Origin of the sequence: Zhihengliuella salsuginis (assembly GCF_014651715.1) — a bacterium.
GTDB lineage: Bacteria > Actinomycetota > Actinomycetes > Actinomycetales > Micrococcaceae > Zhihengliuella > Zhihengliuella salsuginis.
This window is the reverse complement of the sequence record NZ_BMXK01000003.1, coordinates 184918-208328: the sequence shown is the minus strand read 5'-3', so window position 1 is coordinate 208328 and position 23411 is coordinate 184918. Positions and strand designations below refer to the sequence as shown.

General features: G+C 70.2%; 26 protein-coding genes. 10 read left to right on the top strand and 16 right to left on the bottom strand.

The window, feature by feature from the left end:
• Nucleotide 1: 1 nt before the first annotated feature.
• Nucleotides 2-1222: an acetyl-CoA C-acyltransferase gene (locus tag IE069_RS04565; protein ID WP_189348916.1), complete on the bottom strand. Its 1221-nt coding sequence runs from the start codon at nt 1220-1222 to the stop codon at nt 2-4.
• Between the two features lie 219 nt (nt 1223-1441).
• Between IE069_RS04565 and IE069_RS04560 the strand changes: the two genes are divergently transcribed.
• Nucleotides 1442-1891 (top strand): VOC family protein, encoded by a 450-nt coding sequence (locus IE069_RS04560; protein ID WP_189348915.1) that lies wholly within the window; start codon nt 1442-1444, stop codon nt 1889-1891.
• Nucleotides 1892-1967: 76 nt separating this feature from the next.
• Here the strand turns inward: IE069_RS04560 and IE069_RS04555 are convergent, their stop codons facing one another.
• The gene (locus IE069_RS04555) at nt 1968-3455 is read right to left on the bottom strand and encodes an amino acid permease (RefSeq protein WP_373287792.1); all 1488 of its coding nucleotides are present in this window, start codon (nt 3453-3455) and stop codon (nt 1968-1970) included.
• Between the two features lie 227 nt (nt 3456-3682).
• Between IE069_RS04555 and IE069_RS04550 the strand changes: the two genes are divergently transcribed.
• The 3 genes from IE069_RS04550 to IE069_RS04540 all read left to right on the top strand — a co-directional run bounded on the left by IE069_RS04550 (nt 3683) and on the right by IE069_RS04540 (nt 6761).
• Nucleotides 3683-4642, top strand: a complete 960-nt coding sequence (locus IE069_RS04550; RefSeq protein ID WP_373287791.1) for a 1,4-dihydroxy-2-naphthoyl-CoA synthase — start codon at nt 3683-3685, stop codon at nt 4640-4642.
• 6 nt (nt 4643-4648) lie between these two features.
• Nucleotides 4649-5761 (top strand): AMP-binding protein, encoded by a 1113-nt coding sequence (locus tag IE069_RS04545; RefSeq protein WP_229790945.1) that lies wholly within the window; start codon nt 4649-4651, stop codon nt 5759-5761.
• A gap of 91 nt (nt 5762-5852) precedes the next feature.
• A complete protein-coding gene (locus tag IE069_RS04540) occupies nt 5853-6761 on the top strand; it encodes a 1,4-dihydroxy-2-naphthoate polyprenyltransferase (RefSeq protein WP_189348913.1) in 909 nt (302 codons plus the stop codon).
• On the opposite strand, the gene IE069_RS04535 is transcribed toward IE069_RS04540, so the two are convergent.
• Nucleotides 6758-7057 carry a DUF4229 domain-containing protein gene (locus tag IE069_RS04535; protein ID WP_189348912.1) on the bottom strand — a complete coding sequence of 100 codons (300 nt, stop codon included), beginning with the start codon at nt 7055-7057 and terminating at the stop codon, nt 6758-6760. The genes IE069_RS04540 and IE069_RS04535 overlap by 4 nt on opposite strands.
• A gap of 69 nt (nt 7058-7126) precedes the next feature.
• Here IE069_RS04535 and IE069_RS04530 point away from each other — a divergent pair, with 69 nt between their 5' ends.
• Nucleotides 7127-7576 carry a PLD nuclease N-terminal domain-containing protein gene (locus IE069_RS04530; RefSeq protein ID WP_189348911.1) on the top strand — a complete coding sequence of 150 codons (450 nt, stop codon included), beginning with the start codon at nt 7127-7129 and terminating at the stop codon, nt 7574-7576.
• 90 nt (nt 7577-7666) lie between these two features.
• On the opposite strand, the gene ccsB is transcribed toward IE069_RS04530, so the two are convergent.
• The 5 genes from ccsB to IE069_RS04505 are packed head-to-tail and all read right to left on the bottom strand — an operon-like array spanning nt 7667 to nt 12518.
• Nucleotides 7667-8698: a c-type cytochrome biogenesis protein CcsB gene (ccsB, locus tag IE069_RS04525; protein ID WP_189349011.1), complete on the bottom strand. Its 1032-nt coding sequence runs from the start codon at nt 8696-8698 to the stop codon at nt 7667-7669.
• 6 nt (nt 8699-8704) lie between these two features.
• Nucleotides 8705-10435, bottom strand: a complete 1731-nt coding sequence (gene resB / locus IE069_RS04520; protein WP_189348910.1) for a cytochrome c biogenesis protein ResB — start codon at nt 10433-10435, stop codon at nt 8705-8707.
• On the bottom strand, nt 10435-11160 hold the full coding sequence (locus tag IE069_RS04515) for a cytochrome c biogenesis CcdA family protein (protein ID WP_189349010.1): 726 nt from the start codon (nt 11158-11160) through the stop codon (nt 10435-10437). The genes resB and IE069_RS04515 overlap by 1 nt, the downstream gene beginning before the upstream one ends.
• Nucleotides 11161-11180: 20 nt before the next feature.
• A complete protein-coding gene (locus IE069_RS04510; RefSeq protein WP_189348909.1) occupies nt 11181-11822 on the bottom strand; it encodes a TlpA family protein disulfide reductase in 642 nt (213 codons plus the stop codon).
• Nucleotides 11823-11855: 33 nt separating this feature from the next.
• Nucleotides 11856-12518 carry a histidine phosphatase family protein gene (locus IE069_RS04505; RefSeq protein WP_189348908.1) on the bottom strand — a complete coding sequence of 221 codons (663 nt, stop codon included), beginning with the start codon at nt 12516-12518 and terminating at the stop codon, nt 11856-11858.
• 362 nt (nt 12519-12880) lie between these two features.
• Between IE069_RS04505 and IE069_RS04500 the strand changes: the two genes are divergently transcribed.
• Complete coding sequence (locus IE069_RS04500) at nt 12881-13429, top strand: YceI family protein (RefSeq protein WP_189348907.1); 549 nt, start codon at nt 12881-12883, stop codon at nt 13427-13429.
• A 161-nt stretch (nt 13430-13590) separates the two neighbouring features.
• A complete protein-coding gene (locus IE069_RS04495; RefSeq protein WP_189348906.1) occupies nt 13591-14367 on the top strand; it encodes a hypothetical protein in 777 nt (258 codons plus the stop codon).
• Between the two features lie 68 nt (nt 14368-14435).
• On the opposite strand, the gene IE069_RS04490 is transcribed toward IE069_RS04495, so the two are convergent.
• Nucleotides 14436-15170 (bottom strand): redox-sensing transcriptional repressor Rex, encoded by a 735-nt coding sequence (locus IE069_RS04490; protein ID WP_189348905.1) that lies wholly within the window; start codon nt 15168-15170, stop codon nt 14436-14438.
• Entirely contained in the window at nt 15167-15421 is a 255-nt protein-coding gene (locus IE069_RS04485; RefSeq protein WP_189348904.1) for a glutaredoxin family protein, read from the bottom strand. Before IE069_RS04485 ends, IE069_RS04490 begins: the two co-directional genes overlap by 4 nt.
• Before the next feature lie 132 nt (nt 15422-15553).
• Here IE069_RS04485 and IE069_RS04480 point away from each other — a divergent pair, with 132 nt between their 5' ends.
• Nucleotides 15554-16372, top strand: a complete 819-nt coding sequence (locus IE069_RS04480) for an HAD family hydrolase (protein WP_189348903.1) — start codon at nt 15554-15556, stop codon at nt 16370-16372.
• A gap of 93 nt (nt 16373-16465) precedes the next feature.
• Here IE069_RS04480 and IE069_RS04475 read toward each other — a convergent pair whose 3' ends face one another.
• The 5 genes from IE069_RS04475 to IE069_RS04455 all read right to left on the bottom strand — a co-directional run bounded on the left by IE069_RS04475 (nt 16466) and on the right by IE069_RS04455 (nt 20195).
• Entirely contained in the window at nt 16466-16564 is a 99-nt protein-coding gene (locus IE069_RS04475) for a 30S ribosomal protein bS22 (protein WP_003792170.1), read from the bottom strand.
• Between the two features lie 140 nt (nt 16565-16704).
• A complete protein-coding gene (locus IE069_RS04470; RefSeq protein WP_102157341.1) occupies nt 16705-16917 on the bottom strand; it encodes a helix-turn-helix domain-containing protein in 213 nt (70 codons plus the stop codon).
• 195 nt (nt 16918-17112) lie between these two features.
• Nucleotides 17113-18210 carry a 3-deoxy-7-phosphoheptulonate synthase gene (locus IE069_RS04465; RefSeq protein ID WP_189348902.1) on the bottom strand — a complete coding sequence of 366 codons (1098 nt, stop codon included), beginning with the start codon at nt 18208-18210 and terminating at the stop codon, nt 17113-17115.
• A 241-nt stretch (nt 18211-18451) separates the two neighbouring features.
• On the bottom strand, nt 18452-18973 hold the full coding sequence (locus IE069_RS04460) for an ArsR/SmtB family transcription factor (RefSeq protein ID WP_189348901.1): 522 nt from the start codon (nt 18971-18973) through the stop codon (nt 18452-18454).
• 73 nt (nt 18974-19046) lie between these two features.
• A complete protein-coding gene (locus IE069_RS04455; protein ID WP_189349009.1) occupies nt 19047-20195 on the bottom strand; it encodes an acetoin utilization protein AcuC in 1149 nt (382 codons plus the stop codon).
• 160 nt (nt 20196-20355) lie between these two features.
• Between IE069_RS04455 and IE069_RS04450 the strand changes: the two genes are divergently transcribed.
• Entirely contained in the window at nt 20356-21765 is a 1410-nt protein-coding gene (locus tag IE069_RS04450) for a TrkH family potassium uptake protein (protein ID WP_189348900.1), read from the top strand.
• A complete protein-coding gene (locus IE069_RS04445; protein WP_189348899.1) occupies nt 21758-22429 on the top strand; it encodes a potassium channel family protein in 672 nt (223 codons plus the stop codon). Before IE069_RS04450 ends, IE069_RS04445 begins: the two co-directional genes overlap by 8 nt.
• Nucleotides 22430-22510: 81 nt before the next feature.
• Here the strand turns inward: IE069_RS04445 and proC are convergent, their stop codons facing one another.
• The gene (proC, locus tag IE069_RS04440; protein WP_189348898.1) at nt 22511-23377 is read right to left on the bottom strand and encodes a pyrroline-5-carboxylate reductase; all 867 of its coding nucleotides are present in this window, start codon (nt 23375-23377) and stop codon (nt 22511-22513) included.
• Between the last annotated feature and the right edge of the window lie 34 nt (nt 23378-23411).

Sequence of the window (23411 nt, the reverse complement as noted above, 5' to 3'; positions counted from 1 at the left end):
GTCAGACCCTTTCCAGCAGCAGGGCCGAGCCCTGGCCGACGCCGACGCACATCGTCGCCAGGCCGAGGGAGCCGGGGGCGGCCTCGCGCTCGAGCCGGCCTAGCAGCGTAATCGCCAGGCGCGAACCCGACGAGCCGAGCGGGTGACCCAGCGAGATCGCGCCGCCGTCGTTGTTGACGATCCCCTCGTCCAGCCCGAGCTCGCGCACGCAGGCGAGGGACTGGGACGCGAAGGCCTCGTTGAGCTCGACGGCGGCGAGCTCGTCGATGCAGCGGCCCGTCCGGTCCATGAGCTTGCGGGTGGCCGGGACCGGGCCGACGCCCATGATCTCCTGCGGGAGTCCGGCCGAGGCCCCGCCGACGACGCGCGCCCGCGGGGTGAGCCCGTACTTCTCGATGGCGGCCTCGGAGGCGACGATGACGGCGGAGGCGCCGTCGTTCAGGGTCGAGGCGTTCCCGGCGGTGACCACTTCGCCGCCCTTGACCACGGGGCGCAGGCCGGCGAGCACGTCGGCGGTGGTTCCGGGGCGCGGGCCCTCGTCGGTGTCGACGATCGTGACCTTGCCCTTGCGGCCCTTGACCTCGACGGGGACGATCTCCGCGGCGAAGCGGCCGGCCTCGATCGCTGCAAGCGCGCGCTCGTGGGAGCGGGCCGCGAACGCGTCGCAGTCCTCGCGGCTGGTGCCGAAGACGCGGGCGACCTCCTCCGCCGTCTCCGGCATGGAGTAGGTGGCCTTGCCGTCGCGGGAGAGCTCGCCGGAGAGGAACTCGGGGTTGGGGAAGCGCCACCCGATCGACGTGTCGTAGGAGGCGCCGGGCTTGGCGAACGCCGTCGTCGGCTTCTCCATCACCCAGGGGGCGCGGGACATCGACTCGACGCCGCCGGCGACCACGATGTCGGCCGCGCCCGCGGCGACCATGTGCTGGGCCATGGTGATGGCGGACATGCCGGACGCGCAGAGGCGGTTGACCGTGATGCCGGGGACGGAGTCCGGGTAGCCGGCGAGCAGCCAGGCCATGCGGGCGACGTTGCGGTTCTCCTCGCCGGCGCCATTGGCGTTGCCGAGGATCACCTCGTCGACGAGCTCCGGGTCGACGCCGGCCCGCTCGACGGCGGCGCGCACCGTGAGTGCGGCGAGGTCGTCGGGGCGCACGGAGCTGAGGGCCCCGCCGTACCGGCCCACGGGGGTGCGGGCACCGCCCACCAAGAATGCTTCTGCCATGAGTGCTCCTTCGGCGTTCGCGACGCTCATCATCGAGCCGCGCCGCGCGTGACTTACTGACCGTTCGTTCACTAATAGTGTCACTCGTCACGACACCGGTCAAGCACTGAGCGCAGCCGTCCAGCGCACACGACGACGCCACCCGCGCCGCGAGTCGTCGCCCAGCACAGTCGGCACGGAACCCTTGCCACGGTGCGGCGCCGGACCTATCTTGTGGATATGAGACCCACGATCCAAATCGTGCTCGACGCCGCCGACCCGCACGAGCTCGCCGCGTGGTGGGCCGAAACCCTGGAGTGGGAGGTCGAGCCCACCGACGAGAACTTCATCCGCAAGATGATCGACGACGGCTACGCGACCGAGGCCGACACCCGAGAGTTCCGTGGGCAGCTCGTCTGGCGGGAGATGGGAGTCATCCGCGAACCGGACGGGCCGGGCCGGATGCTCTTCCAGTTGGTCCCCGAACCGAAAACCACCAAGAACCGGATGCACCTCGATGCGTACTTCGGCGATGGCTCGAGCCCCGTCGCACCGACGGAGCAGGCCCGCGACGAGATCCGGGACCGGCTCGTCGCCCGCGGGGCGACGTTCCTCTACAGCGAGACGCAGGGCCCGTTCGCGTGGCACACGCTCGCCGACCCGGAGGGCAACGAATTCTGCATCGCGTAGGGCCGAGCTCCCTGCGTCGCGCATGGCAACGACCCCCTGGACGCGGCCGTGCTGCCGGCCACCGGCCAAGACCTCATCAGGCGTCGATGCGCTCGTTCTCCAGGCCCGCGGCGGTCGCGTTGCGGCGCACCTTGCGCCAACCCAGCCAGAGGGCGACGGCCATGATCGGCACGCAGCAGATCGTGTAGAGGCCCAGTCGGAAGACCTCGCCCGTGTTCGGGTCGACCATGGTGTCGAAGCTGATCAGGAACCCGATCACCGTCAGGGAGATGAGGCCCGCCCAGCTGGTCCACGGCGATCCGGCCATCGGCAGCTTCGAGACGCGGCCCTTCTGCCGGCGCAGCATGATCTGGCACGCGAAGATCGTCGACCACGTGAACAGCACGCCGATCGAGGCCGTGTTCAGGGCGAGGTCGAACGCGTAGGTTCCGCCGAGCCAGATGTTGACCAGGATGCCGACCAGGTAGACGGCGCCGACGGTCAAGATCGCGACGAACGGGACGTGACGGCTGCTCATGCGGGTGAGCCACGACGGGGCGTGGCCGTTGTTCGCCATGGTGCGGAAGACGCGCCCCAGCGAGTAGAGACCCGAGTTGCAGGAGCTCAGCGCGGCGACGATCACCACGAAGTTCATGACGTCGCCGATCCAGCCGACGCCCAGCTGCGCGAACACGGTCACGAACGGGCTCTCGCCCGCCTTGTACTGGTCCGAGGGCAGCAGCATCGCCAGCAGCAGGACGGAGCCGATGTAGAACACCACGATGCGCACGACGACGGCGCGGATCGCCTTGGGGACTTCGCGTTCCGGGTTCTTCATCTCGCCGGCCGTGATCCCGACGAGCTCCACACCGTTGTAGGCGAAGATGACCGCGTTGAGCACCAGGATGGAGACGAGGAAGCCGGCCGGGAACATGCCGCCGTCGGCGGCGAAGAGGTTCCCGACCGAGGCCTGCGTCTCGCCGACCTGGGCGTTCATGATGACGAGGACGGTGCCGGTCGCGAGGAAGAGCAGGATCGCGGCGACCTTGAGGAACGAGGCCCAGAACTCGACCTCGCCGAACGCCTTGGCGCTGAAGAGGTTCACCGCCACCAGCAGGACGAGAGCGCAGAGTGCGGAGACCTCGACGGAGACGTTCGGGAAGAAGAACTGGAAGTACAGGCCGATCGCGATGAGCTCGGCGATGCCGGTCATGACCCAGTTCAGGACGTACATCCACCCGGAGACGAACGCGCCCTTGGGCCCGAAGAGCTCGCCGGCGTAGCTGACGAACGACCCGGAGGTCTGGCGGTACATGATCAGCTCGCCGAGGGCCCGCATCAGGAAGTAGGCGATCAATCCGGCCAGGGCGTAGGAGAAGACCAGTGCCGGGCCGGTCGAGGCCAGCCGGCCGCCGGCGCCCATGAAGAGGCCGACGCCGATGGCGCCGCCCATGGCGATCATCTGGACGTGGCGGCGGGAGAGGGACTTCTGGTAGCCCTCGCTCGTCAGGTTCGAGGCGGCACCGTTGCCGCCGTCGTGCTGGTCTGCACCGTTCGGCGCGGACTCTCGGGTGTTCGTGGACACACTGACTCCTTGGGATGGTAGAGCCAAATTCGTAAAGAAGGTCGCAGATCGCGACATTTCAGTGTAGGGAACGTCCCAGACACCCGTGAGGCGGGACACCCTGCCGGATGCCCGGGATCACGCCACCCGCACCCGTGGGCACGAGACGCAACTCACACGGAAGCGCTCGCCGAAAGCAGCAGCCGCCGAGCCGTGGCGCGCGTGGACGCGGGCGATAGACTCGGATCGTGAATGCTGAATCGAATGCCCTGCCCGAGAAGGTCTCCGACGTCTTCGACCCCACGCAGTGGCGCATGGTGGAGGGCTTCGACTTCCAGGACCTGACCTACCACCGCCAGGTGGAACGGGACGGCTCGGGGGCCGTGCTGCGGGACCTGCCGGCCGTGCGCATCGCCTTCGACCGGCCCGAGGTGCGCAACGCCTTCCGGCCCGCCACCGTCGACGAGCTGTACCGGGCGCTCGACCACGCCCGGATGACCCCCGACGTGGCGACCGTCCTGCTCACCGGCAACGGCCCCTCCCCCAAGGACGACGGCCACAGCTTCTGCTCGGGCGGCGACCAGCGCATCCGCGGCCGCGACGGCTACCGCTACGCCGGTGGCGACTCCGCTGAATCGATCGACCCGGCGCGCGCCGGCCGCCTGCACATCCTCGAGGTCCAGCGCCTCATGCGCACCATGCCCAAGGTCGTCATCGCCGTGGTCAACGGCTGGGCGGCCGGCGGCGGGCACTCGCTGCACGTGGTCGCCGACCTGACGATCGCCTCCCGCGACCACGGGAAGTTCAAGCAGACGGACGCGACCGTGGGCTCCTTCGACGCCGGCTACGGCTCCGCGCTGCTGGCCCGGCAGGTGGGCCAGAAGTTCGCCCGCGAAATCTTCTTCCGCGCCAAGACGTACACGGCCGACGAGATGGTGGCGATGGGCGCCGTCAACGAGTCCGTGGAGCACGGGAAACTCGAAGAGGTCGCCCTGGACTACGCCGCGGACATCGCCCGCCAGTCCCCGCAGGCCATCCGCATGCTCAAGTTCGCGTTCAACCTGGCCGACGACGGCCTGGCCGGCCAGCAGGTCTTCGCCGGCGAGGCCACCCGCATGGCCTACATGACCGACGAGGCCGTCGAGGGCCGGGACGCCTTCCTGGCCAAGCGCGACCCGGACTGGTCGGACTACCCCTACTACTTCTGAGGCCTCTTGCTCTCCGCTCCCCTGCAGTCCCTGTACTCCCAGCTGGCCGACGCCCTCGACGAGGGGCCGGCGGTCGAACCCGTCGATTCCGGGCTCGCCGGGGACCCTCTCGTGGCGCACCCGGAGGACGGCCCCGAGGGCACCGCCGTCGTCATCCGCACCTCCGGGTCCAGCGGGACGCCGAAGCGCACGGCGCTCACCGTTGAGGCGCTCGCCGCCTCGGCCGAGGCGACGGCCATGCACCTGCGCGCGGACGGGCAGTGGCTGCTCGCGCTCCCGACGCACTACGTCGCGGGCGTCTCCGTCCTCACGCGCAGCCTGTTCGCCGGCACCGCACCCGTGGGGCTCGACGTCGACCAGCCGTTCACCCCCGCCGCGTTCACCGCGGCCGCGTCCGCGATGACCGACCGGGTCCGCCTCACCTCGCTGGTTCCGACCCAGCTCCAGCGCCTCCTGACCGACCCGGACGAGGCGACGCTCGCCGTGCTCAAGCGGTTCGACGCGATCCTCGTCGGCGGCGGCCGCACCCCCGACGCGGTCCGCGCCGAGGCCGCGAAGCACGGCCTCCAGGTGCGTCTGACCTACGGCATGAGCGAGACCTGCGGCGGCTGCGTGTACGACGGCGTCCCGCTGCCCGGCGTGCAGGTGCGCGCCGAGAACGGCCGGCTCTCCCTCGGCGGGCCGATGGTCGCCGCCGGGTACATCGGCGACCCCGGGCTGACGAACACCCACTTCAGCACCGACACGACCGGGGAACGCTGGTTCCTCACCGACGACGTCGGCTCCTTCGACACCGACGGCGGCCTGGTCGACGTCGAGGGCCGGGTCGACGACGTCGTCATCACCGGCGGCGTGAAGGTCTCCGCGGCCGCGGTCCAGCGCGTCGTCGAGGCCGCCCCGGACACCGGGGACGCACTGGTCGTCGGGGTCCCGGACGCGGAGTGGGGCGCCGCCGTCGCGTGCGCCTACACGGGCGGGGCCGACCCCGCCGAGCTCGGCCGGCGCGTGCGCGACGAGCTCGGCGCCCCCGCCGTCCCGAAGCGGTGGCGTCGCGTCGACCTGCTGCCGCGGCTGGCCTCCGGCAAGCCCGACCGCCAGGGCGTCATCGCGCTCTTCTGACCCCCTCGCCCGGCACCCGGATTTCGCCCGGGGCCCCGGAGGAGGGAAAATGGGGCGCTGACGCAACAAATTTCTACCCGAGGGAGACGACGTGGCGAGTCTTGGCCAGTGGATTGAGGGCGCCCGGCTGCGCACGCTGCCGATGGCGGTGGCCCCCGTCATCATCGGCACGGCCGCGGCCTACGACGTCGACGAGAGCTTCCACTGGGTGCGCGCGCTGATGGCCGCCGCCGTCGCACTCCTCCTGCAGATCGGCGTCAACTACTCCAACGACTACTCCGACGGGATCCGGGGCACGGACGACGCGCGGGTCGGCCCGCTGCGGCTGACGGGTTCAGGCGTGGCCGCGCCGAAGCACGTGAAGCTCGCCGCATTCGCCTGCTTCGGACTGGCCGCCCTCATCGGAGCGGCGCTGGTGTTCGTCTCGCAGGCCTGGCCGCTCCTGCTGGTCGGCGTCGCCGCGATCTTCGCCGCCTGGGGCTACACCGGCGGGAAGAACCCCTACGGCTACCAGGGGCTCGGCGACGTGTTCGTCTTCCTGTTCTTCGGACTGGTCGCCACGCTCGGCACCACGTTCACGCAGGTGCTCCAGCTGACCGGACCGGCCTGGGTCGGCGCGGTCTCGACGGGCCTGATCGCCTCGGCGCTGCTGATGGCCAACAACGTCCGCGACATCCCGACCGACCGCCAGGCGGGCAAGATGACGCTCGCCGTGCGCCTCGGCGACGAGTGGGCGCGCGTCGCCTACATCCTGATGCTGGCGCTGGCGCTGCTGCTCCCGCTGCTGCTGATCGCTGAGCACCCCTGGCTCATGCTGGTGGCGCTCGTCGCGCCGCTGTGCGTCGCCCCGTCGCTGACGATGATGCGCTCGGGCCACGGGGAGGGCGCCTCGCGCGGCGCCCTGGTCCCGGTCCTCAAGCAGACCGGTGCCATCAACCTCGGCTACGCGGCCCTCTTCGCCGTGGGCATGGTCATCACCGTGGTGCTGCGCAACAGCTAGTCGCGCCCGCCCCGCTCCGGCTCGTCGCGTTCGGCGGCCTCGGCGGCCGCATCCTCCGCGGCGGCATCCTCGTCGGCGACCTTGTTGCGCTTGGCGCCCCGTCCGGAGACCCGCGCCGCGAGCTCCTCCGAGGCCGACAGGCGCAGGCCGTTGAAGAAGAGGTAGCTGATGGCGAAGGCGAACACGAGGCCGATCCCGGCGCCGATCCACAGGTTCCAGCCGAACACCCAGTAGATGAGCGAGAAGACGGCGGCGAACAGGGCCAGGCGGAGGAGGGTGAATTTCAAGAACTGCACCCCTCGAGTCTACCGGTCCGGCCTGTGGCGGCGGTCCGAACCACTGCCCGTCTCAACTAAACTGGGGGCATGGTCATTCGCCTCGCAATCGCAGCTTCGATCGTCGCGCTGTTCGTCATCATCTACGCGCTGGTGGACTGCCTCCGGACGCCCCCGCACGCCGTCCGCAGCATCTCGAAGCCGGCGTGGGTGCTCACGATCATCCTCCTGCCGCTCATCGGCGCCCTGCTCTGGTTCTTCCTCGGGCGCCCGCGCCCGGGCAGCGCGCCGGAGGAGTTCCGGGCTCCGGGCTCGTCCTCGCGTTCGTCGGCGCCCGACGACGACGCCGCCTTCCTGCGCCGGATCGAGTGGGAGCGCGAGCAGCAGGCCAAGGAGGCCGAGTTCAAGAAGCGCGAGGACGAGCTGAAGAAGCGCGAGGGCAAGAACAAGAAGGATGACGGCGACGAGCCCGACGACGGCAGCGGAAACGGCACCGGCCCCGCGCCGAACGGGCCCGCCACGGACCCCCGCAACAACTGAACGCCGCAGCAGCCGGCGTTCAGCAGTCGAGAAACGGCGGGCCCCCGAGTGCAGATGCGCTCGGGGGCCCGCCGTTGTGGTGCGGGGTCCCTAGACTCCGGCGTAGGAGTGCAGGCCGTCGAAGTAGACGTTCACCACCGTGAAGTTGAAGATCAGGCACGCGTAGCCGACGATGCTCAGCCAGGCAGAGCGGACGCCGGTCCAGCCGCGGGTGGCGCGCGCGTGCAGGTAGCCCGCGTAGACCACCCAGATCACGAAGCTCCAGACCTCCTTGGGGTCCCAGCCCCAGTAGCGGCCCCATGCGGCCTCGGCCCAGATCGCGCCGGCCATGACGGTGAACGTCCAGGTCACGAACGCGACGGCGTTGATGCGGTAGGCGAGGTTCTCCAGCGCGCCCGCGCTCGGCACGAGGCGCAGGAACGGCATGATGTCCCGCCCGCCGGCCTCGAGCTTCGCCTGGCGGCGGTGCTGCATCAGCTGCATGACGCTCGCGACGAACGTGATCGTGAACAGCGCCGAGGAGAGCACGGCGATCGAGACGTGGATGATCAGCCAGTAGGACTGCAGCGCGGGCACCAGGTGTCCGACCGGCGTCGGGAAGCCCATCGTCGCCGCGCACAGCATGACCGTGACCAGCAGCGTCACGAAGACCCCCATGAACCGCAGGTCCTTCTTCAGCAGCACCAGCAGGTAGACGATCGCGACCAGGAGCGCGCCGGTGGAGAGGAACTCGTACATGTTGCCCCACGGGACGCGGCCCGCGGCGAGCGCCCGGGTCACGACGGCGGCGGTGTGCACCACCGCTGCGAGCCAGGTCAGCACGACGGCGATGCGCGCGATGCCGCGCGTGCCCGAGGCCGCCGTGTAGTCCATGGAGTCGTCGACCAGCTGCCTCGGCGGCTGCGCTCCCCCGGTCGATGCGTACGGGTTGGAGTCCGGGGCGCCGACGGTTGCGAACTCCTTCGCCTCGGTGCGCAGCACGTCCTCCTCGATCGCGCGGATCGTCGAGTTCGACTTCGCCAGATCCCAGGCGAAGACGATCAGGGCGACCGCGTACGCGAACGCGGCCAACAGCATGAACATGTCGCTGTACGCGCCGAGTTCCTCATTGATGACTGGCAACATCTGCTACTCCTGGTCCTCGCCGGGCGTGCCCGGACGGTGCTCGGCCGCGGCGGCCGAGAGTTGGCGGCGGATTTCGGTGGCCTCGTGCGAGAGTCTCGGGTCCTCACCGCGGGCCAGCAGCCCGTATTCCATCGTAGGCCCGGCCGCCTCGTCGTCCTCGGCGTCGGACACCTTGACCCAGACGCGGCGGCGGGGTGTGAACAGCGAGACCGCCAGTCCGCCGAGGGCGAGCGTGGCGAAGACCAGCACGGGGGCCTTCGACGGATCGTACTGGATGTCGAGGCCGGCGAACCGCTGCAGCCCGTCGAAGGAGATGGACCCCTTGCCCGCGGGCAGGTCCACCGTCTCTCCGGGGTTGATGACGAGGCCGCCGGCGTCGAGGTTGCGGCTGTTCAGCTCGGTCATCTCGTCCGTGTCGAGCACGTAGACGTTCTGCGGGGTGCCGTCGTCGAGCCCGAGGTCGCCGGTGTACGAGTTCAGCTGCAGCTGCGGCAGGGCCGGGGACGGGTCGAGGGAGATGCCCACACCGTTGGCCTCGCCGGCGGTCGGCAGGAACAGGCCGACGAATCCGAGCTGCTCGGGCTGCGCATCCGGGACCTTGAGCACCATGAGCGAGGTGAAGACGGAGTCCTGCGGCACCGCCGGCATCGGCCCGCGGAACGCGACGTCTCCGTTGCCGTCGCGGACCGTCACCACGGGCGCGTAGCCGTTGCCGACGAGGTAGACGGAGGCGCCGCCGATGCGCAGCGGGTGGTTGACCTTCAGGGTCTGCTCCTGCGGTGCCTCCCCCGGTTCCCGCGTGGTGACGGAGGCCTCGAAGTCGATCTGCTGGCCGAACGAGCTCGTCGTGTCCCGGTCGTAGGTCACCTCGAAGTCGTCGAGGACCACCGAGAAAGGATGCAGCAGCTCCGGGGTGAAGGCCGTGCCGGAGCTGAACGAGTCGTAGGAGACCATCGTGTTCACGAACGACTCCTCCTCCACGAGGATCCGCTGGCCGTTGTAGCCGAACGCGCCGCCGACGGCGACCGAGGCCAGGATGCCGACCAGCGAGATGTGGAAGACGAGATTGCCGACCTCGCGCAGGTAGCCGCGCTCCGCGCCCACCGAGGCGACGGCCCCGCCCTCGCCGGCCGGCCGCTCCTGGACCCGGTAGCCGCGCTTCTTCAGCACGGCCGCGGCGCGGCGCATCGCGCTGTTCCGGGCCTCGTACGACGACGGCGCGCCGCCGTCGTCGTGCCCCCCGCCGCCCGCGGCGCCGAGTCTGAGCGTGCCGTGCTCGGGCAGGCGCGACAGGCGCGCCGGCGTGCGCGGCGGCGGGGTGCGCATCGCCTGGGCGTGCTTCTTCGTCCGCGGCAGGATGCAGCCGATGAGGGAGATGAACAGCAGCAGGTAGACCGCGGAGAACCAGATCGACGAGTACACGTCGAACATCTGGAAGCGGTCGAGCCACTCGCCGGCGGTCGGGTTGTTCTCCAGGTAGGCGGTGACCGCGGCGTCGTTGGCGGCCCGCTGCGGGAACAGCGACCCAGGCACCGCGGCGACCGCGAGCAGCATGAGCAGGAACAGCGCCGTGCGCATGGTCGTCAGCTGGGTCCACGCCCAGCGGATCATGCCGGTGAACCCGAGCGCCGGAGCGGTCACGTCCTGCCGCCGGGCGTTCCGGCCGGGCTTGTCCGGCCCGGCACCCTGCGCCTCGTTGGCGCGATCTTCTCGTACGTTGTCTTCAGCAGCCATCAGATCGGCAACCTCACCTCGTTGGCGAACCAGTTCTGGAGTTCGGCGACCCACGCGCCCCACAGGCCGGTGGCCATGACGAGGCCCAGCACGATCAGCATGGACCCGCCGAACATCGACACCGCGCGCTTGTGCCGGCGGAAGAACGCGAGCGCCCCCATGCCGCGGCGCATCCCGAGCGCGATCAGGATGAACGGGAGCCCCAGACCGACGCAGTACGCGAACGTCAGCAGCGCGCCCTTGCCGATGTCCGGGTTGGCACCCGAGCTGATCGCGAGGACCGCGGCGAGGGTCGGGCCGATGCACGGCGCCCAGCCGAGTCCGAACACGAACCCGAGCACGGGAGCGCCCCACAGCCCGGCGGGCGGACGGTAGCCCAGTTTCCGGGTGCGCTGGAACATGCTCATGCCACCCATGAAGACGAAGCCCAGGATGATCACGACGACGCCGAGCACCTGGGTGACCCACGCGCCCTGGAACCGCATCCAGATGCTGATCTGGGCGAAGAGGACGCCGGCGAGCATGAAGACAGCCGTGAAGCCGAGCACGAACAGCCCGATCCCGGCGACCATGCGGCCGCGTTTCTGCTCGGCCAGGTCCGCGCCGGTCAGGCCGGTGACGTAGCCGAGGTAGCCGGGGACGAGCGGGAGCACGCACGGCGACAAGAAGGAGACGAGACCGGCGAGGACCGCCACCGGCAGCGCCAGCAGCATGGACCCGTCCATGACGATCTCCGCGAAGGGATTCACGCGCCCTCGCTGAGGCGGTCCTCGATGAGCGCGCGCAGCGTGCTCTCCTCCGCCACACCCAGGATGCGGGCCGCGACCCGCCCCTCGGCGTCGAGCACGAGCGTGGTGGGGACGGCCTGCGGGTTCACGTACTTCGTGAGGGAGAGCAGGATCGACCCGTCGGTGTCGGGGGCTGACGGGTACGGGATCTCGTAGGTGCGCTCGAACGCCTCGGCAGTGGCCTTCTGGTCGCGGACGTTGACGCCGTAGAACGAGACGCCCCGGTCCTCGAACGCGTTGGCGAGCGCGGCCAGGTGCGGCGCCTCGACGCGGCAAGGGGCGCATGCGGCGTACCAGAAGTTCAGAACGGTGACCTGGCCGGGCCAGGCGGCGGAGTCCAGTGCCTCGCCGTTGTAGAACGTCCCGGTCAGCTCGACGGGATCGCCGCGGTCGGCCTCGTCGTAGACCTCCACGGAACCGTCGCCGGCGATGTAGTTCTGGTTCGAGACGCCGTCGGAGAGCGGATCGTTGGCGGTCCCGCACGCGGCCAGCGGCGCGGCGGCGGCCAGCAGGACGGCCGAGCGCAGCAGGCTGCGGCGGTTCAGGCCGTTTCGGCCGTTTCGGCCGTTCGCTGACGGTGACAGGTGGGAGTTGAGCATCTCAGTCGGATTCGCAGTACGTCGGGGGAAGGATCAGGCGCCGGGGAGGTTCGCGGCGTTCACGAGCAGGTCGGCGCAGGGTTCGACATAGCGGACGGCGACGAGCTCGTCTCCGTCGAAGTCGAGGCTCGTCACGGAGGCCAGGCTGCAATCGCGCTTGCGCGGGTCGTGCCAGAGCGGGCGCTGCTCGGCGGCGAGCCGGGTCACCCAGATCGGCAGCTGGTGGGCCACGAGGACGGCCTCCGCCCCGTCGCCGGCGGCCTCGACCGCGCGGTCGCGGTGCTCGCGGACGGCCTCGAGGACGCGGTCCGCCTGGTCACGGTAGGGCTCGCCCCACGACGGGCGGAACGGGTTGACCAGCAGCGGCCAGAGGCGCGGATCGCGCAGCTGCTCCTTGACGTTCGACAGGCCCTCGAAGCGGTTGCCCGCCTCGACGATGCGGTGCTCGACGCCGGTCTCGAGGCCCAGCATCTGCGCGGTCGGACGGGCGGTCTCCTGGGCCCGCAGCAGCGGCGAGGCGGCGACGGAGACGATCTTGGCCCCCTGCTCTCGCCGGGCGGCGAAGTACGCGGCCAGGCGGTCGGCCATCTCGTACCCGAGCTCCGAGAGGTGGTATCCGGGCAGGCGGCCATAGAGGACACGGTCCGGGTTGTGCACTTCCCCGTGGCGCGTCAGGTGAACGGTTGCGTGAGCCATGGCCCTCATTCTCTCACTGCTTCCTGTGCTCTCCTAAACGCCCGCCGCCAGTCACAGCGCGCTTTCGGGGACCGCAGGCGCCCCCTCGGGCGGACTCGCCGCTTGACTTCGACGTTTTGTAGAAAACAGGGTCTCCACACCTTTCGCCACCAGCGAACACCCACGCTGAGCGGGTCCGATCCGCGCCAGCGGCAGCTGTTCACGGAGAATTCTCCGGAAACTCGACCCGAGGGGGTAGATATATGCAAAAGCATGTATTATGGTGGTATCAACGGCCCCGCAAGGAATGCCGGTGACCACGCTCCGCACGGGATGCGCGGTCAGCACCGCACACATCCATATCTACCCATCAGGAGACAAAAATGGCCCTCACGACAGAGCTCACCGCAGGCACCTGGAACATCGACAACTCGCACTCGGAGATCGGCTTCTCGGTCCGCCACGCCGGCATCAGCAAGGTTCGCGGCCGCTTCAGCGACGTCGAGGGCACCCTCGCCGTCGCCGAGAACATCAAGGACTCCAAGCTCGACGCAGTGGTGCAGACCGCCTCGGTCGACACCCGCGACGCCAACCGCGACGCGCACCTGAAGAACGAGGACTTCTTCAACGTGGAGGAGTACCCGACCATGACCTTCGCCGGAAAGGACCTGATCGGCGAAGGCAACGAGTTCAAGCTGCACGGCGACCTGACCATCCGCGGCACGACCCTCCCCGTCGAGTTCGACGTCGAGTTCCAGGGCACCGCCGTGGACCCGTTCGGACTGACCCGTGCGGGCTTCGAGGCCACCACGGTCATCTCCCGCAAGGAGTTCGGCCTGACCTGGAACGCCGCCCTCGAGGCCGGCGGCGTCCTGGTCGGCGACAAGATCACCATCATCCTGGACCTCTCCTTCGTGAAGGCCGAGGCCTGATCACCGGACGATCCGGCGGGCACCTGCCCGAAGCATGAACGGCCCCGGCCGCGGCAGTCGCCGCGGCCGGGGCCGTTCCGCGTCTCCACCGCCGCCCGACACTCTGTCTCCAGTGGGGAACTCCCGATAGGCTGAGATCAGGACCATCGAAGAGGAGTGCCATGAGCCAGGACCGGCCAGAGAACAACGACCCCTCCCCGCAGGAGGGATCCCAGCCCTCGCCGCAGCACCAGGAGCCGCCGCAGTACGGCGTCCGGCTGCCGCAGGGGCAGAATCCGCAGCAGCCGAGCCAGCCGGAGTCCAACCCGTCGCCGTACGGGCAGACCCCGGGACAGTACCCGCCGCCCCCGCCGGGCGCCTACGGCCAGGCCGGGCCGGCCCAGGGCGGACAAGGCGGCTACGGCCGGCCGTCCCCGTACGGCCAGCCGGGCGGCTACGCGCAGCCGGCAGGCGGCATGCAGCCGCCGCAGGCACCCGGCAATCCCCCGAAGCAGATCATGATCTCCTTCGGCCTGATCATGGCCGCCGGCGCGCTGACCCTGCTCTCGGGCATCATGCTGCTCCTCACCCCGGTCAACGAGCTGACGCGCGTGCTGGACGAGGTCTACGCCTCGGACCCGATGCTGCAGGAGCAGCTCGCGGCGGCGGGCATGAGCACGGAGACGATCGCGCAGACCGCCAAGACCTTCGGCTTCGTCTTCATCGTCATCGGCGTCCTGCTCTACGCCCTGATCGCGTTCTTCATCCGCCGCGGCAGCAACGGCGCGCGCGTCACCGGCACCGTGCTGGCTGCGATCTCCCTGATCGGCCTGTTCGGCGGCGACATCCTGGGCGTCGTGACGATCCTGCTGGGCATCGCCGGCATCGTCATGGCCTGGACGGCCCCCTCCTCGGCCTACGTCCGGGCCGTGAAGGAGGCCAAGCGCTGGCGGCGGTGACATCCCGTCAGTAGCCGAGAAGGGGGCCGGTTCTTCCGAACCGGCCCCCTTCTCGTGCGCTGCCGCCGCTACGAGCCGACGTCCTCGGCCGGCACGGCGTCCTGGTGCCCGATGTCCTGGTGGGCGTAGTAGGCGAGGATCTGCAGCTCGCGCGACATGTCGACCTTGCGGACGTTGACCCCGTCCGGGGCTTGCAGGACAACGGGCGCGAAATTCAGGATGTTCCGCACGCCGGCCGCGACGAGGCGGTCGCACATCTGCTGGGCGGACGCGCCCGGCAGCGTCATCACGGCCATGTTCACGTGCTCCGACTCGATGGCGGCCTCGAGCGATTCCGCGGGGCGCACGGCCAGCCCGTTGACGATGTTCCCGATGACGTCCGGGTCCATGTCGAAGATCGCCGTCAGCTCGAACCCGTTGTTGCGCAGACCCGCATAGCCGGCGAGGGCCCGGCCGAGGTTTCCCGCGCCGACGATGGCCACACGCCACTGCTCCCGCAGCCCCAGGGTGGTCGCCAGGTGCTCTGCGAGGCGTGCGACGTCGTAGCCGACGCCGCGGCGGCCGAAGCTCCCGCCGAGCAGCGAGAGGTCCTTGCGCAGGATCGCCGAATTCACGCCGGCCGCGTTGGCGAGCACGTCGGAGGAGAGCGTGACCTTGCCCTCGCCCTCGGCGACGTGCAGCACGCGCAGGTAGACGGTCAGCCTCTCCAGCGTGGCTTCGGGGAGCCCCCGGGCGACGGCACCCGCGTCGGGCGCGCCGCCGCCGTCGTGCCGGCCTGCGCCGGTCTCTGCAGCAGGTCTCACGCGCTCAGCAGCCTTTCCAGACGGTCCGGATCGATCACCCAGAAGTCCCGCTGGACACCGTCGATCATCAGGACCGGGACCTCCTCGGCGAAGCGTGCGCGCAGCTGCTCATCGTCGTCGATGCTCAACTCCCGCCACGCCATCCCGTGCCGGGCCACGACGTCGGCCACGGTCTTCCGGGCATCCTCGCACAGGTGGCACCCCTGGCGCGTGATGAGTTCCACGCGGGGTGCGCCGTCAGCCGAATGCATGCCTCCAATGTATCGCCCCGCCGGTGTCCGCCGTGTTTCGAGACCCTCGCGAGTCACGAACACGACGTGAGCCTGTGGGCCGACTCACCGCCGGAGAGCGCGGCGCTGCGGACGTTCCCCTAAACTGGAGGCATGCCCCAGCCGAGTCGCGGTGCCGCCGTCCCCGTTCCCGCTCCCGGCGCCGGAGGTTCCGCGGCGGCCTTCTTCGACGTCGACAACACGATGATGCGCGGCGCGAGCCTCTTCGCGGTGGCGCGGAACACCTACCGGCGCCGCCTGTTCAGCCTCCGGCAGGCGTCCTCCTTCGCGCTCAAGCAGTTCTTCTTCACCCTGCGCGGCGAGACGCTGGGCGACATCCACTCCGTCAGGGACTCCGCACTGAGCATCGCCCGCGGCGTGCCGGCCTCCCTCATGAAGGAGATCGGGGACGAGGTCTACGACGAGTTCATCTCATCACGCATCTGGCCCGGGACCCGCGCCCTCGCGGAGCAGCACCTGCGCTCCGGCCGCCAGGTCTGGCTCGTCACGGCCACCCCGACGGAGGTGGCCGAGGTCATGGCCGCACGACTCGGGCTGACCGGCGCCCTCGGCACCGAGGTCGAGAAGGTCGACGACGTCTACACCGGCCGGCTGGTCGGCGACATCCTGCACGGGCCGGCGAAGGCCGCGGCGGTGCGCCGCCTGGCCGCGCAGACGGGGCTCGACCTGGGGAGCTGCTGGGCCTACAGCGACTCGTCGAACGACGTCCCCCTGCTCGAGGCCGTCGGCCACCCCGTGGCCATCAACCCGGATGCCAGGCTGCGCCGGCACGCCATGGAGCAGAACTGGCCGATCTACGACTACCGCGCCGGCCGGCGGGCCGCCATCTGGGGCCTCAAGGCGCTCACGGCCTCCGGGGCCGCCTACGGCGCCTGGCGCACCGTCGGCCGCCTCACCGGCCGCAGGACGTAGCCGGCGCGCCGTCGTCGTGCTTAAACGCCCGCGGGGTGCGTACCGTTCGGTACGCACCCCGCGGGAAGCACAAGCGGCGTCAGCCGCGCGCCGCTACTTCTTGTTGCGACGCTGGTGACGGGTCTTGCGAAGCAGCTTGCGGTGCTTCTTCTTGGCCATACGCTTGCGGCGCTTCTTGATAACAGAGCCCATTGATTCCTCACTTATCACTTGATTGCATTCCGGCCGCAGGCACACGAGCGCAACCAACGGACGTTAAACGTTCCTTAACAGATTACCTGCTTAAAGCGGTCCTCGCGGACACACCGGTTCCCGGGACGACCGGAAGGCCCTCAGGCGGTGGCAGAGGTCCCGTCGATACGAGCCTTGCGCAGGTATTCCTCCACCGCGGTCTCGGGAACCCGGTAGGAGCGGCCGAAGCGGACGGCAGGCAGTTCTGCGGAGTGCACCAGACGGTACACGGTCATCTTGGAGACGCGCATGACGTCGGCGACCTCCGCCACCGTCATGAAGCGAGCGTCTGCGAAGTTCTGACCTTCCGCCATTGTCACATCTCTCCTGCCTGCGTTCGTCTCGCCCCGTGCACATCCGCTCGTCGCGGCGTGCGGCCATCTCGTGGTCATCGGAGCGCAGGGCCACGTGAGCCCATGCCGCCTCGTAGAGTAACGATAGTGGCCCGTGGGGAGAAAGTGAAACCCCGGCCGACTGTGAATCCGCCGCACGCCGCCTCCGGTGAGGGCCTACCGGCCCTGCGCGACGGCGTCCGCGAGCCGGGCCAGCGCCTCCTGGGTCACGTCCCAGCCCATGCACTTGTCGGTGATCGACCGGCCCCTGACGAGGTCCGCCGGATCGTCCTGGCCCGGCGTGTACTTCTGGGCGCCCGGCTCGAGGAAGCTCTCCGCCATGATGCCGGCGATCTCGGAATCCCCGGCTCCGATGCGCTCGGCCAGTTCGTCGAGGACGAGGGCCTGCCGCTCGTGGTCCTTGCCCGAGTTCGCGTGCGAGGCGTCCACGACGACGCGCGGGTTCTGCCCGGCGGCTGCCATCTTCGCCGACGCGGCGCCCACGGCGTCCGCCGAGTAGTTCGGCCCGCCCGAGCCGCCGCGCAGGATCAGGTGCGCGTCCTTGTTCCCGCGGGTCGCGACGAGGGAGGCCCGGCCGTCGTCGTCGATGCCGAGGAACGCCTGCGGCGCGGACGAGGCCTGGGAGGCGTCGATCGCGACCTGGACGCCGCCGTCGGTCCCGTTCTTGAATCCGACCGGCATCGACAGCCCGGAGACGAGCTGGCGGTGGATCTGACTCTCGGTGGTGCGGGCGCCGATCGCGCCCCACGAGACGAGGTCGGCGACGTACTGCGGGCTGATCGGCTCGAGGAACTCCGTGGCCGTCGGCAGGCCCAGAGCGCCGACGTCGAGGAGGAATTGGCGGGCCGCGCGCAATCCCGCCGGGATGTTGTGGGACCCGTCGAGCTCCGGGTCGTTGATCAGGCCCTTCCACCCCACGGTCGTGCGCGGCTTCTCGAAGTAGGTGCGCATGACGATCAGCAGGTGCTCGCGGTGCTTCTCGGCGAGCCCGGCGAGCCGTGCGGCGTACTCGCGGCCGGCCTCCACGTCGTGGATCGAGCACGGTCCGACGACCACGAGCAGGCGGCGGTCGACGCCGTCGAGGATCGCGCGGATCTCCTGGCGGGCCCGCTCGATCCGGTACTCGAGGACGTCGCCGGCCGGCAGCTCGGCCAGGATCTCTCCCGGGGTCGGCAGCGGGGAGAACTCCGAGACCCGCACATTGTTGGTCGAGTGGGACGGGTTCGCTGCGGTGCCGTGTTCGGTGGCGGTCATGGTGGGCCTTTCGGTGTGGACGGCCCTGCCGCGTCGCCAGCAGAGCCTGAGGAATGAGAAAAGGACCTCGGGCGACTGCCCGGGTCCTCTCGGCTCTGAAGGAAAGTTGGATGCGCTAGTTAGCCGCAGGCCCCTCCAGAGCCGACGCAAAATACGCATACCAACGAGTGTTCATGCGGTTCAGATTACACGGACGGGACCGGCCGTCAAACCGGTCCCGTCACATTCGCTCCGTCCGGCGTCAGCGGCGGCGTCCGAACTTCGGCTTCGGCAGCCGCCCCAGGAGAAGCTGGGCGCGGTCGGCCACCTGCTCGACGGTGGCGTTCACGGACCGGCCGAACTCCTTCGACCCGTGCTCGTCGTCAGCCGCCGGGACAGCGGGCACGACGGCGGCAGCCGACCGGTCGCCGGCGGGGACCTCGCGCTGGGGCCGGGCCCCGGGCCGCGACGGCGCCCCCGGCCGCTGGGCTGCCGGCGGGGCCGCCACGGGTTCCGGCGCGGCATGGGCGATGAAGGGGGCGAACCACGCGGAGGCGGCGGCCAGATCCTCGGGCTCCAGGCGGTAGTAGCGGCGCTGGCCCTCGGCCCGCGTCGAGACGAGTTCGGCGTCGCGCAGGACCTTCAAGTGCTTGGAGACCGTCGGCTGGCTCACGCCGAGCTTCTCGACGAGCTGGCCCACGGCGAGGTCGCCATCAGCCAGCTCCTCCAGGATGCGGCGGCGGGTGGGTTCGGCGAGGACGGGGAAAACTGACTCGTACACCATGTCCATCACCATATCCGCATATACGCAGAGCGGCATTTTAAGGGCGCAACATTTCGACGCGCCCGCGCCGGCCTCAGTCGAACCAGGGATCCAGGCCGTAGAGCGGGAACACCTCTTTGCGCGTGGCGACGATCGCCCGGTCGACCGCGTCCGCCGGGTCGTATCCGACCTCCCACGACCGCCACCAGGTGTCCGCGTCATCACCCATCAGCCGCGGCGCGTCGACGCCGAATCGCTCCCGGACATGCTCGCGCCAGGGCTCGGGAATCTCGGTCCGGAGGGGCACCGGCTGCCCCGATGCGATCGCCAGCAGGTGCGTCCACGCCCGCGGGACGACGTGGGTGATGTTGTACCCGCCGCCGCCGAGCGACACCCAGCGCCCCTCGGTGTGCCGGGCGGCGAGCTCCGCGATGTCCAGCATGTTCTGGCGCTGCCCGTCGACGCTGAGCATGAGATTCGTCAGGTCGTCCTGGCCGTGGCCGTCGCAGCCGTGCTGGCTGACGATGACCTCGGGCTCGAAGGCCGCGGCCAGTTGCGGAACGACCGCGTGGAAGGCCCGCAGCCACCCGGAGTCGCCCGTGCCCATCGGCAGCGCGACGTTCACCGCGCGCCCCTCGGCCTCCGCGGCGCCGATCTCGTTCGGGAACCCGGTCCCGGGGAAGAGGGAGATCCCGGATTCGTGCAGCGAGACCGTGAGCACCCGGTCGTCGTCCCAGAAGATCTGCTGGACGCCGTCGCCGTGGTGGGCGTCGACGTCGATGTAGAGGACGCGCCGCACTCCCCCGTCGAGCAGGCGGCGGATCGCGATCGCGGCGTCGTTGTAGATGCAGAAGCCGCCGGCCCTGCCGCGTCCGGCGTGGTGCATGCCGCCGGCGAAGTTCACGGCGTGCAGCGCGCTCCCGTCCAGGACCGCCTCCGCGGCGAGCACCGAACCTCCCGCCAGCCGGGCGCTCGCGGTATGCATGCCGGCGTAGGCCGGATTGTCCTCGGTCCCGAGCCCTCGCTCCGGGTCGGGAGTCGACGGGTCGGCGCTGACGGCCTTGACCGCCTCGATGTAGTCGGCGTCGTGTACCGTGCGCAGCTGCTCGTCGGTCGCGACGTGCGGCTCGACCACCGTGATCTGCTCCCGGCCGAGGACGTCGAGTGCCTCCGCGAGCCGGACCGTCAGGTCGAGGCGCCGCGGGTCCATGGGGTGGGTCTCGCCGAAGCGGTACTCCATCATGTCCTCGCACCACGTCACCGTCGTTTTCGCCGGGGCGGGTTCGTTGATTCTCGTCACACGGTCAGGCTATCGAAACTTTGCCCGGCTCCCCGACACCCGGCGCCCCGGTGCGCGCATTGCGGACCGGCGGCGCGCCGCGGGCGTGGACTAAGGTGGGGGCATGCCCGCACCGCCGCCCACGTCGACCGTTTCGTGGCCCGTGCGCACCCTGAGCCGGCTCCGCGACGCCGTGGATTCGATCGCGTCCAATTCGCCGTCGCGCCTCTTCCTGTCCGCGCTGTTCCTGGTGATCCTGCTCTTCACCGGGCTGCTCTCGCTCCCGGCGTCCTCGTCGAGGAACATCGTCACACCGATCCACGACGCCCTCTTCACCGCCGCTTCGGCCGTCACCGTGACGGGCCTGACCACCGTCAACTCCGGCGAGCACTGGTCCCAGTTCGGCCTCTCCGTCATCATGGTGGCCATGTTCGTCGGCGGCCTCGGGGTCATCACGCTGGCGTCGATCCTGGCCCTGGCCGTCTCCCGCCGGCTCGGCCTGCGCGGGAAGCTGCTCACCCAGCAGGCCATGGCCGCGGAGTCCAGCGGCCGCCTGGGCGAGGTCGGCACCCTGCTGCGGATCATCATCACCACGACGACGGTCATCCAGCTGGCGCTGGCCGTCCTGCTGATCCCGGCCTTCTACTTCGACGACCACGACCTCGGCGAGGCCCTCTTCCACGGCTCGTTCTACGCCGTCTCCTCGTTCAACAACGGCGGCTTCGTCTCCCACCCCGACGGGCTCGCCGGCTACGAGAGCAACCCGTTCGTCGTCGTGCCCGTCATGGTCGGCGTGTTCGTCGGCAGCCTCGGCTTCCCCGTCCTGATGGTCCTCCTGTCCCTGCGCCACCGCTTCTCCAAGTGGTCGCTGCACGCCAAGCTGACCGTGGTGGTGAGCCTGCTCCTGACCCTCGTGGGCGCCGTCGTCCTCGGCGGGCTCGAGTGGAACAACAAGGCGACGATGGCCGACCTAGGGTTCTGGGACAAGGTCCTGCACTCGTTCTTCGCCTCGGTCAACACCCGCTCCGGCGGGTTCACGCTGATCGACCAGAACGAGATGCACGCCTCGACCATGCTCATCACCGATGCGCTCATGTTCGCCGGCGGCGGCTCCGTCTCCACCGCCGGCGGCATCAAGGTGACCACGATCGCCGTCCTCTTCCTGGCCATGGCCGCCGAGGCGCGCGGCGATTCGGACATCCGCACCTTCGGCCGGCGCATCCCGGACGGCGCCATGCGCGTGGCGCTGTCCGTCGTCGTGCTCGGCGCGACGCTCGTCGCGCTCGGCTGCGCGCTGCTGCTCTGGCTCACCGACGAACCACTCGACCGGGTGCTCTTCGAGAGCATCTCGGCCTTCGCGACGTGCGGCCTCTCCGTGGGGCTGAGCGCGGAGCTCCCGCCGGCGGGCAAGTACGTGCTCGTCGCCCTGATGTTCGCCGGCCGTGTGGGTACCATTACTCTGGCCGCGGCGTTGTCCACCCGCCAGCGCGAGATGCGCTTCCACTACCCCGAGGAGAGGCCGATCATTGGCTGAGAACCGCACCGACCACAACGCACCGGTCCTCGTCATCGGGCTGGGCCGCTTCGGCTCGGCCGTGGCCGAGCAGCTCGTCAAGCAGGGGCGCGAGGTCCTCGCCATCGAGCGCAACTCCTCCCTGGTGCAGAAGTTCGCCGGCGTGCTGACCCACGTCGTCGAGGCCGACGCGACCGACATCGACGCGCTCCGCCAGCTCGGCGCGCAGGACTTCAGCGCCGCCGTCGTCGGGGTCGGCACGTCGATCGAGTCCTCGGTGCTGATCACGGTGAACCTGGTCGACCTCGGCATCGAGCACGTCTGGGTCAAGGCCATCACGCCGGCCCACGGCAAGATCCTCACCCGCATCGGCGCGAACCACGTGGTCTACCCGGAGGCCGACGCCGGCGTCCGCGCCGCCCACCTCGTCGGCGGCCGAATGCTGGACTTCATCGAGTTCGACGACGGCTTCGCGATCGTGAAGATGTACCCGCCGAAGGAGACCCAGGGGTTCACTCTCGGCGAGTCCCAGGTCCGCTCGAAGTACGGCGTCACGATCGTCGGCGTCAAGAGCCCCGGCGAGGACTTCACCTACGCGCAGCCGGACACCAAGGTCTCCCGGCGCGACGTCCTGATCGTCTCGGGGCACGTCGACCTGCTGGAGCGCTTCGCCGCGCGCCCGTAGCGGCTCTCCGCAGCGCCGCATCGGTGCGCCCGACGCCGGGCCGCCGGCCGGGCGCACCCGGACGGCGTTCCGGCGGTCTGATCAGCTGCTGAGGTCGCGCGTGAGCTCGCGGGAGCGCTCGACGCAGGCCGTCTCGGCCTTCAGGACCATCTCCTCCAGGCCCGACGCGGCGAAGCTGTCCAGAGCCGCCGCCGTCGTGCCCTTCGGGCTGGTGACGTTGCGGCGGAGCTGGGCCGCATCCGCGCCCGGCTCAGCGAGCATGCGGCCGGCCCCCGCGACGGTGGCTGCTGCCAGCTCGCGGGCGGTGCCGGCATCGAGCCCGAGCTTCTCGCCGGCGGCGGCCATGGCCTCGGCCATGTAGAAGATGTACGCGGGCCCGGACCCGGAGACGGCCGTGACCGCCTCGATCTGGTCCTCCGCGACGACCTTGACGACGCCGGCGCCCTCGTAGAGCTTCACCACGCTGTCCAGGGTCGACTCGTCGATGCTGGTGCCCGCGGCCACGCCCACGGCGCCCAGGCCCACGGTCAGCGGGGTGTTCGGCATGGAGCGGACCACCGGCTGCCCGTCGCGCAGAGCCGCTTCCATGGCGGCGACGGTGATGCCCGCGGCCACGGAGACGACGGCGGCCGCCGGCTTGAGGGCACCCGCGATCTCGCGGCAGAGGTCCAGGATGCCCACCGGCTTCACGCCGAGGAACACGACGTCGGCCTCGGCCACGGCGGTCAGGTTGGCGTTCTCGTCGTCCTCGGTGGCGATGGCGTTCACGCCGGTCTCGTCGGCGAGGGCGACGGCCTTGGAGGGGGTCCGGACGGTCGCGGTGATGCGCTCCGGCGCGTGCCCGGAGGCGATGATGCCCCGCATGATGGCACCGTTCATGGATCCGGTGCCGAGGAAGGCGAGGTTCAGGTCAGCGGTCGAATTCTGTGCAGTCGTATTGTCGGCCATCCGGCCATTGTGCCAACGAACAGCAGCGAATCCC

Bases quoted from the DNA above. Each gene is read 5' to 3' on its own strand.
- IE069_RS04530 (WP_189348911.1), top strand. From the start codon at position 7,127: ATGGTCATTCGCCTCGCAATCGCAGCTTCGATCGTCGCGCTGTTCGTC.
- IE069_RS04500 (WP_189348907.1), top strand. From the start codon at position 12,881: ATGGCCCTCACGACAGAGCTCACCGCAGGCACCTGGAACATCGACAAC.
- IE069_RS04560 (WP_189348915.1), top strand. From the start codon at position 1,442: ATGAGACCCACGATCCAAATCGTGCTCGACGCCGCCGACCCGCACGAG.
- IE069_RS04510 (WP_189348909.1), bottom strand. From the start codon at position 11,822: ATGCTCAACTCCCACCTGTCACCGTCAGCGAACGGCCGAAACGGCCGA.
- proC (WP_189348898.1), bottom strand. From the start codon at position 23,377: ATGGCCGACAATACGACTGCACAGAATTCGACCGCTGACCTGAACCTC.
- resB (WP_189348910.1), bottom strand. From the start codon at position 10,435: ATGGCTGCTGAAGACAACGTACGAGAAGATCGCGCCAACGAGGCGCAG.
- IE069_RS04505 (WP_189348908.1), bottom strand. From the start codon at position 12,518: ATGGCTCACGCAACCGTTCACCTGACGCGCCACGGGGAAGTGCACAAC.
- IE069_RS04475 (WP_003792170.1), bottom strand. From the start codon at position 16,564: ATGGGCTCTGTTATCAAGAAGCGCCGCAAGCGTATGGCCAAGAAGAAG.
- IE069_RS04495 (WP_189348906.1), top strand. From the start codon at position 13,591: ATGAGCCAGGACCGGCCAGAGAACAACGACCCCTCCCCGCAGGAGGGA.
- IE069_RS04515 (WP_189349010.1), bottom strand. From the start codon at position 11,160: ATGGACGGGTCCATGCTGCTGGCGCTGCCGGTGGCGGTCCTCGCCGGT.
- IE069_RS04480 (WP_189348903.1), top strand. From the start codon at position 15,554: ATGCCCCAGCCGAGTCGCGGTGCCGCCGTCCCCGTTCCCGCTCCCGGC.
- IE069_RS04460 (WP_189348901.1), bottom strand. From the start codon at position 18,973: ATGGTGTACGAGTCAGTTTTCCCCGTCCTCGCCGAACCCACCCGCCGC.
- IE069_RS04470 (WP_102157341.1), bottom strand. From the start codon at position 16,917: ATGGCGGAAGGTCAGAACTTCGCAGACGCTCGCTTCATGACGGTGGCG.
- IE069_RS04565 (WP_189348916.1), bottom strand. From the start codon at position 1,222: ATGGCAGAAGCATTCTTGGTGGGCGGTGCCCGCACCCCCGTGGGCCGG.
- IE069_RS04455 (WP_189349009.1), bottom strand. From the start codon at position 20,195: ATGATGGAGTACCGCTTCGGCGAGACCCACCCCATGGACCCGCGGCGC.
- IE069_RS04465 (WP_189348902.1), bottom strand. From the start codon at position 18,210: ATGACCGCCACCGAACACGGCACCGCAGCGAACCCGTCCCACTCGACC.
- IE069_RS04450 (WP_189348900.1), top strand. From the start codon at position 20,356: ATGCCCGCACCGCCGCCCACGTCGACCGTTTCGTGGCCCGTGCGCACC.
- IE069_RS04485 (WP_189348904.1), bottom strand. From the start codon at position 15,421: ATGCATTCGGCTGACGGCGCACCCCGCGTGGAACTCATCACGCGCCAG.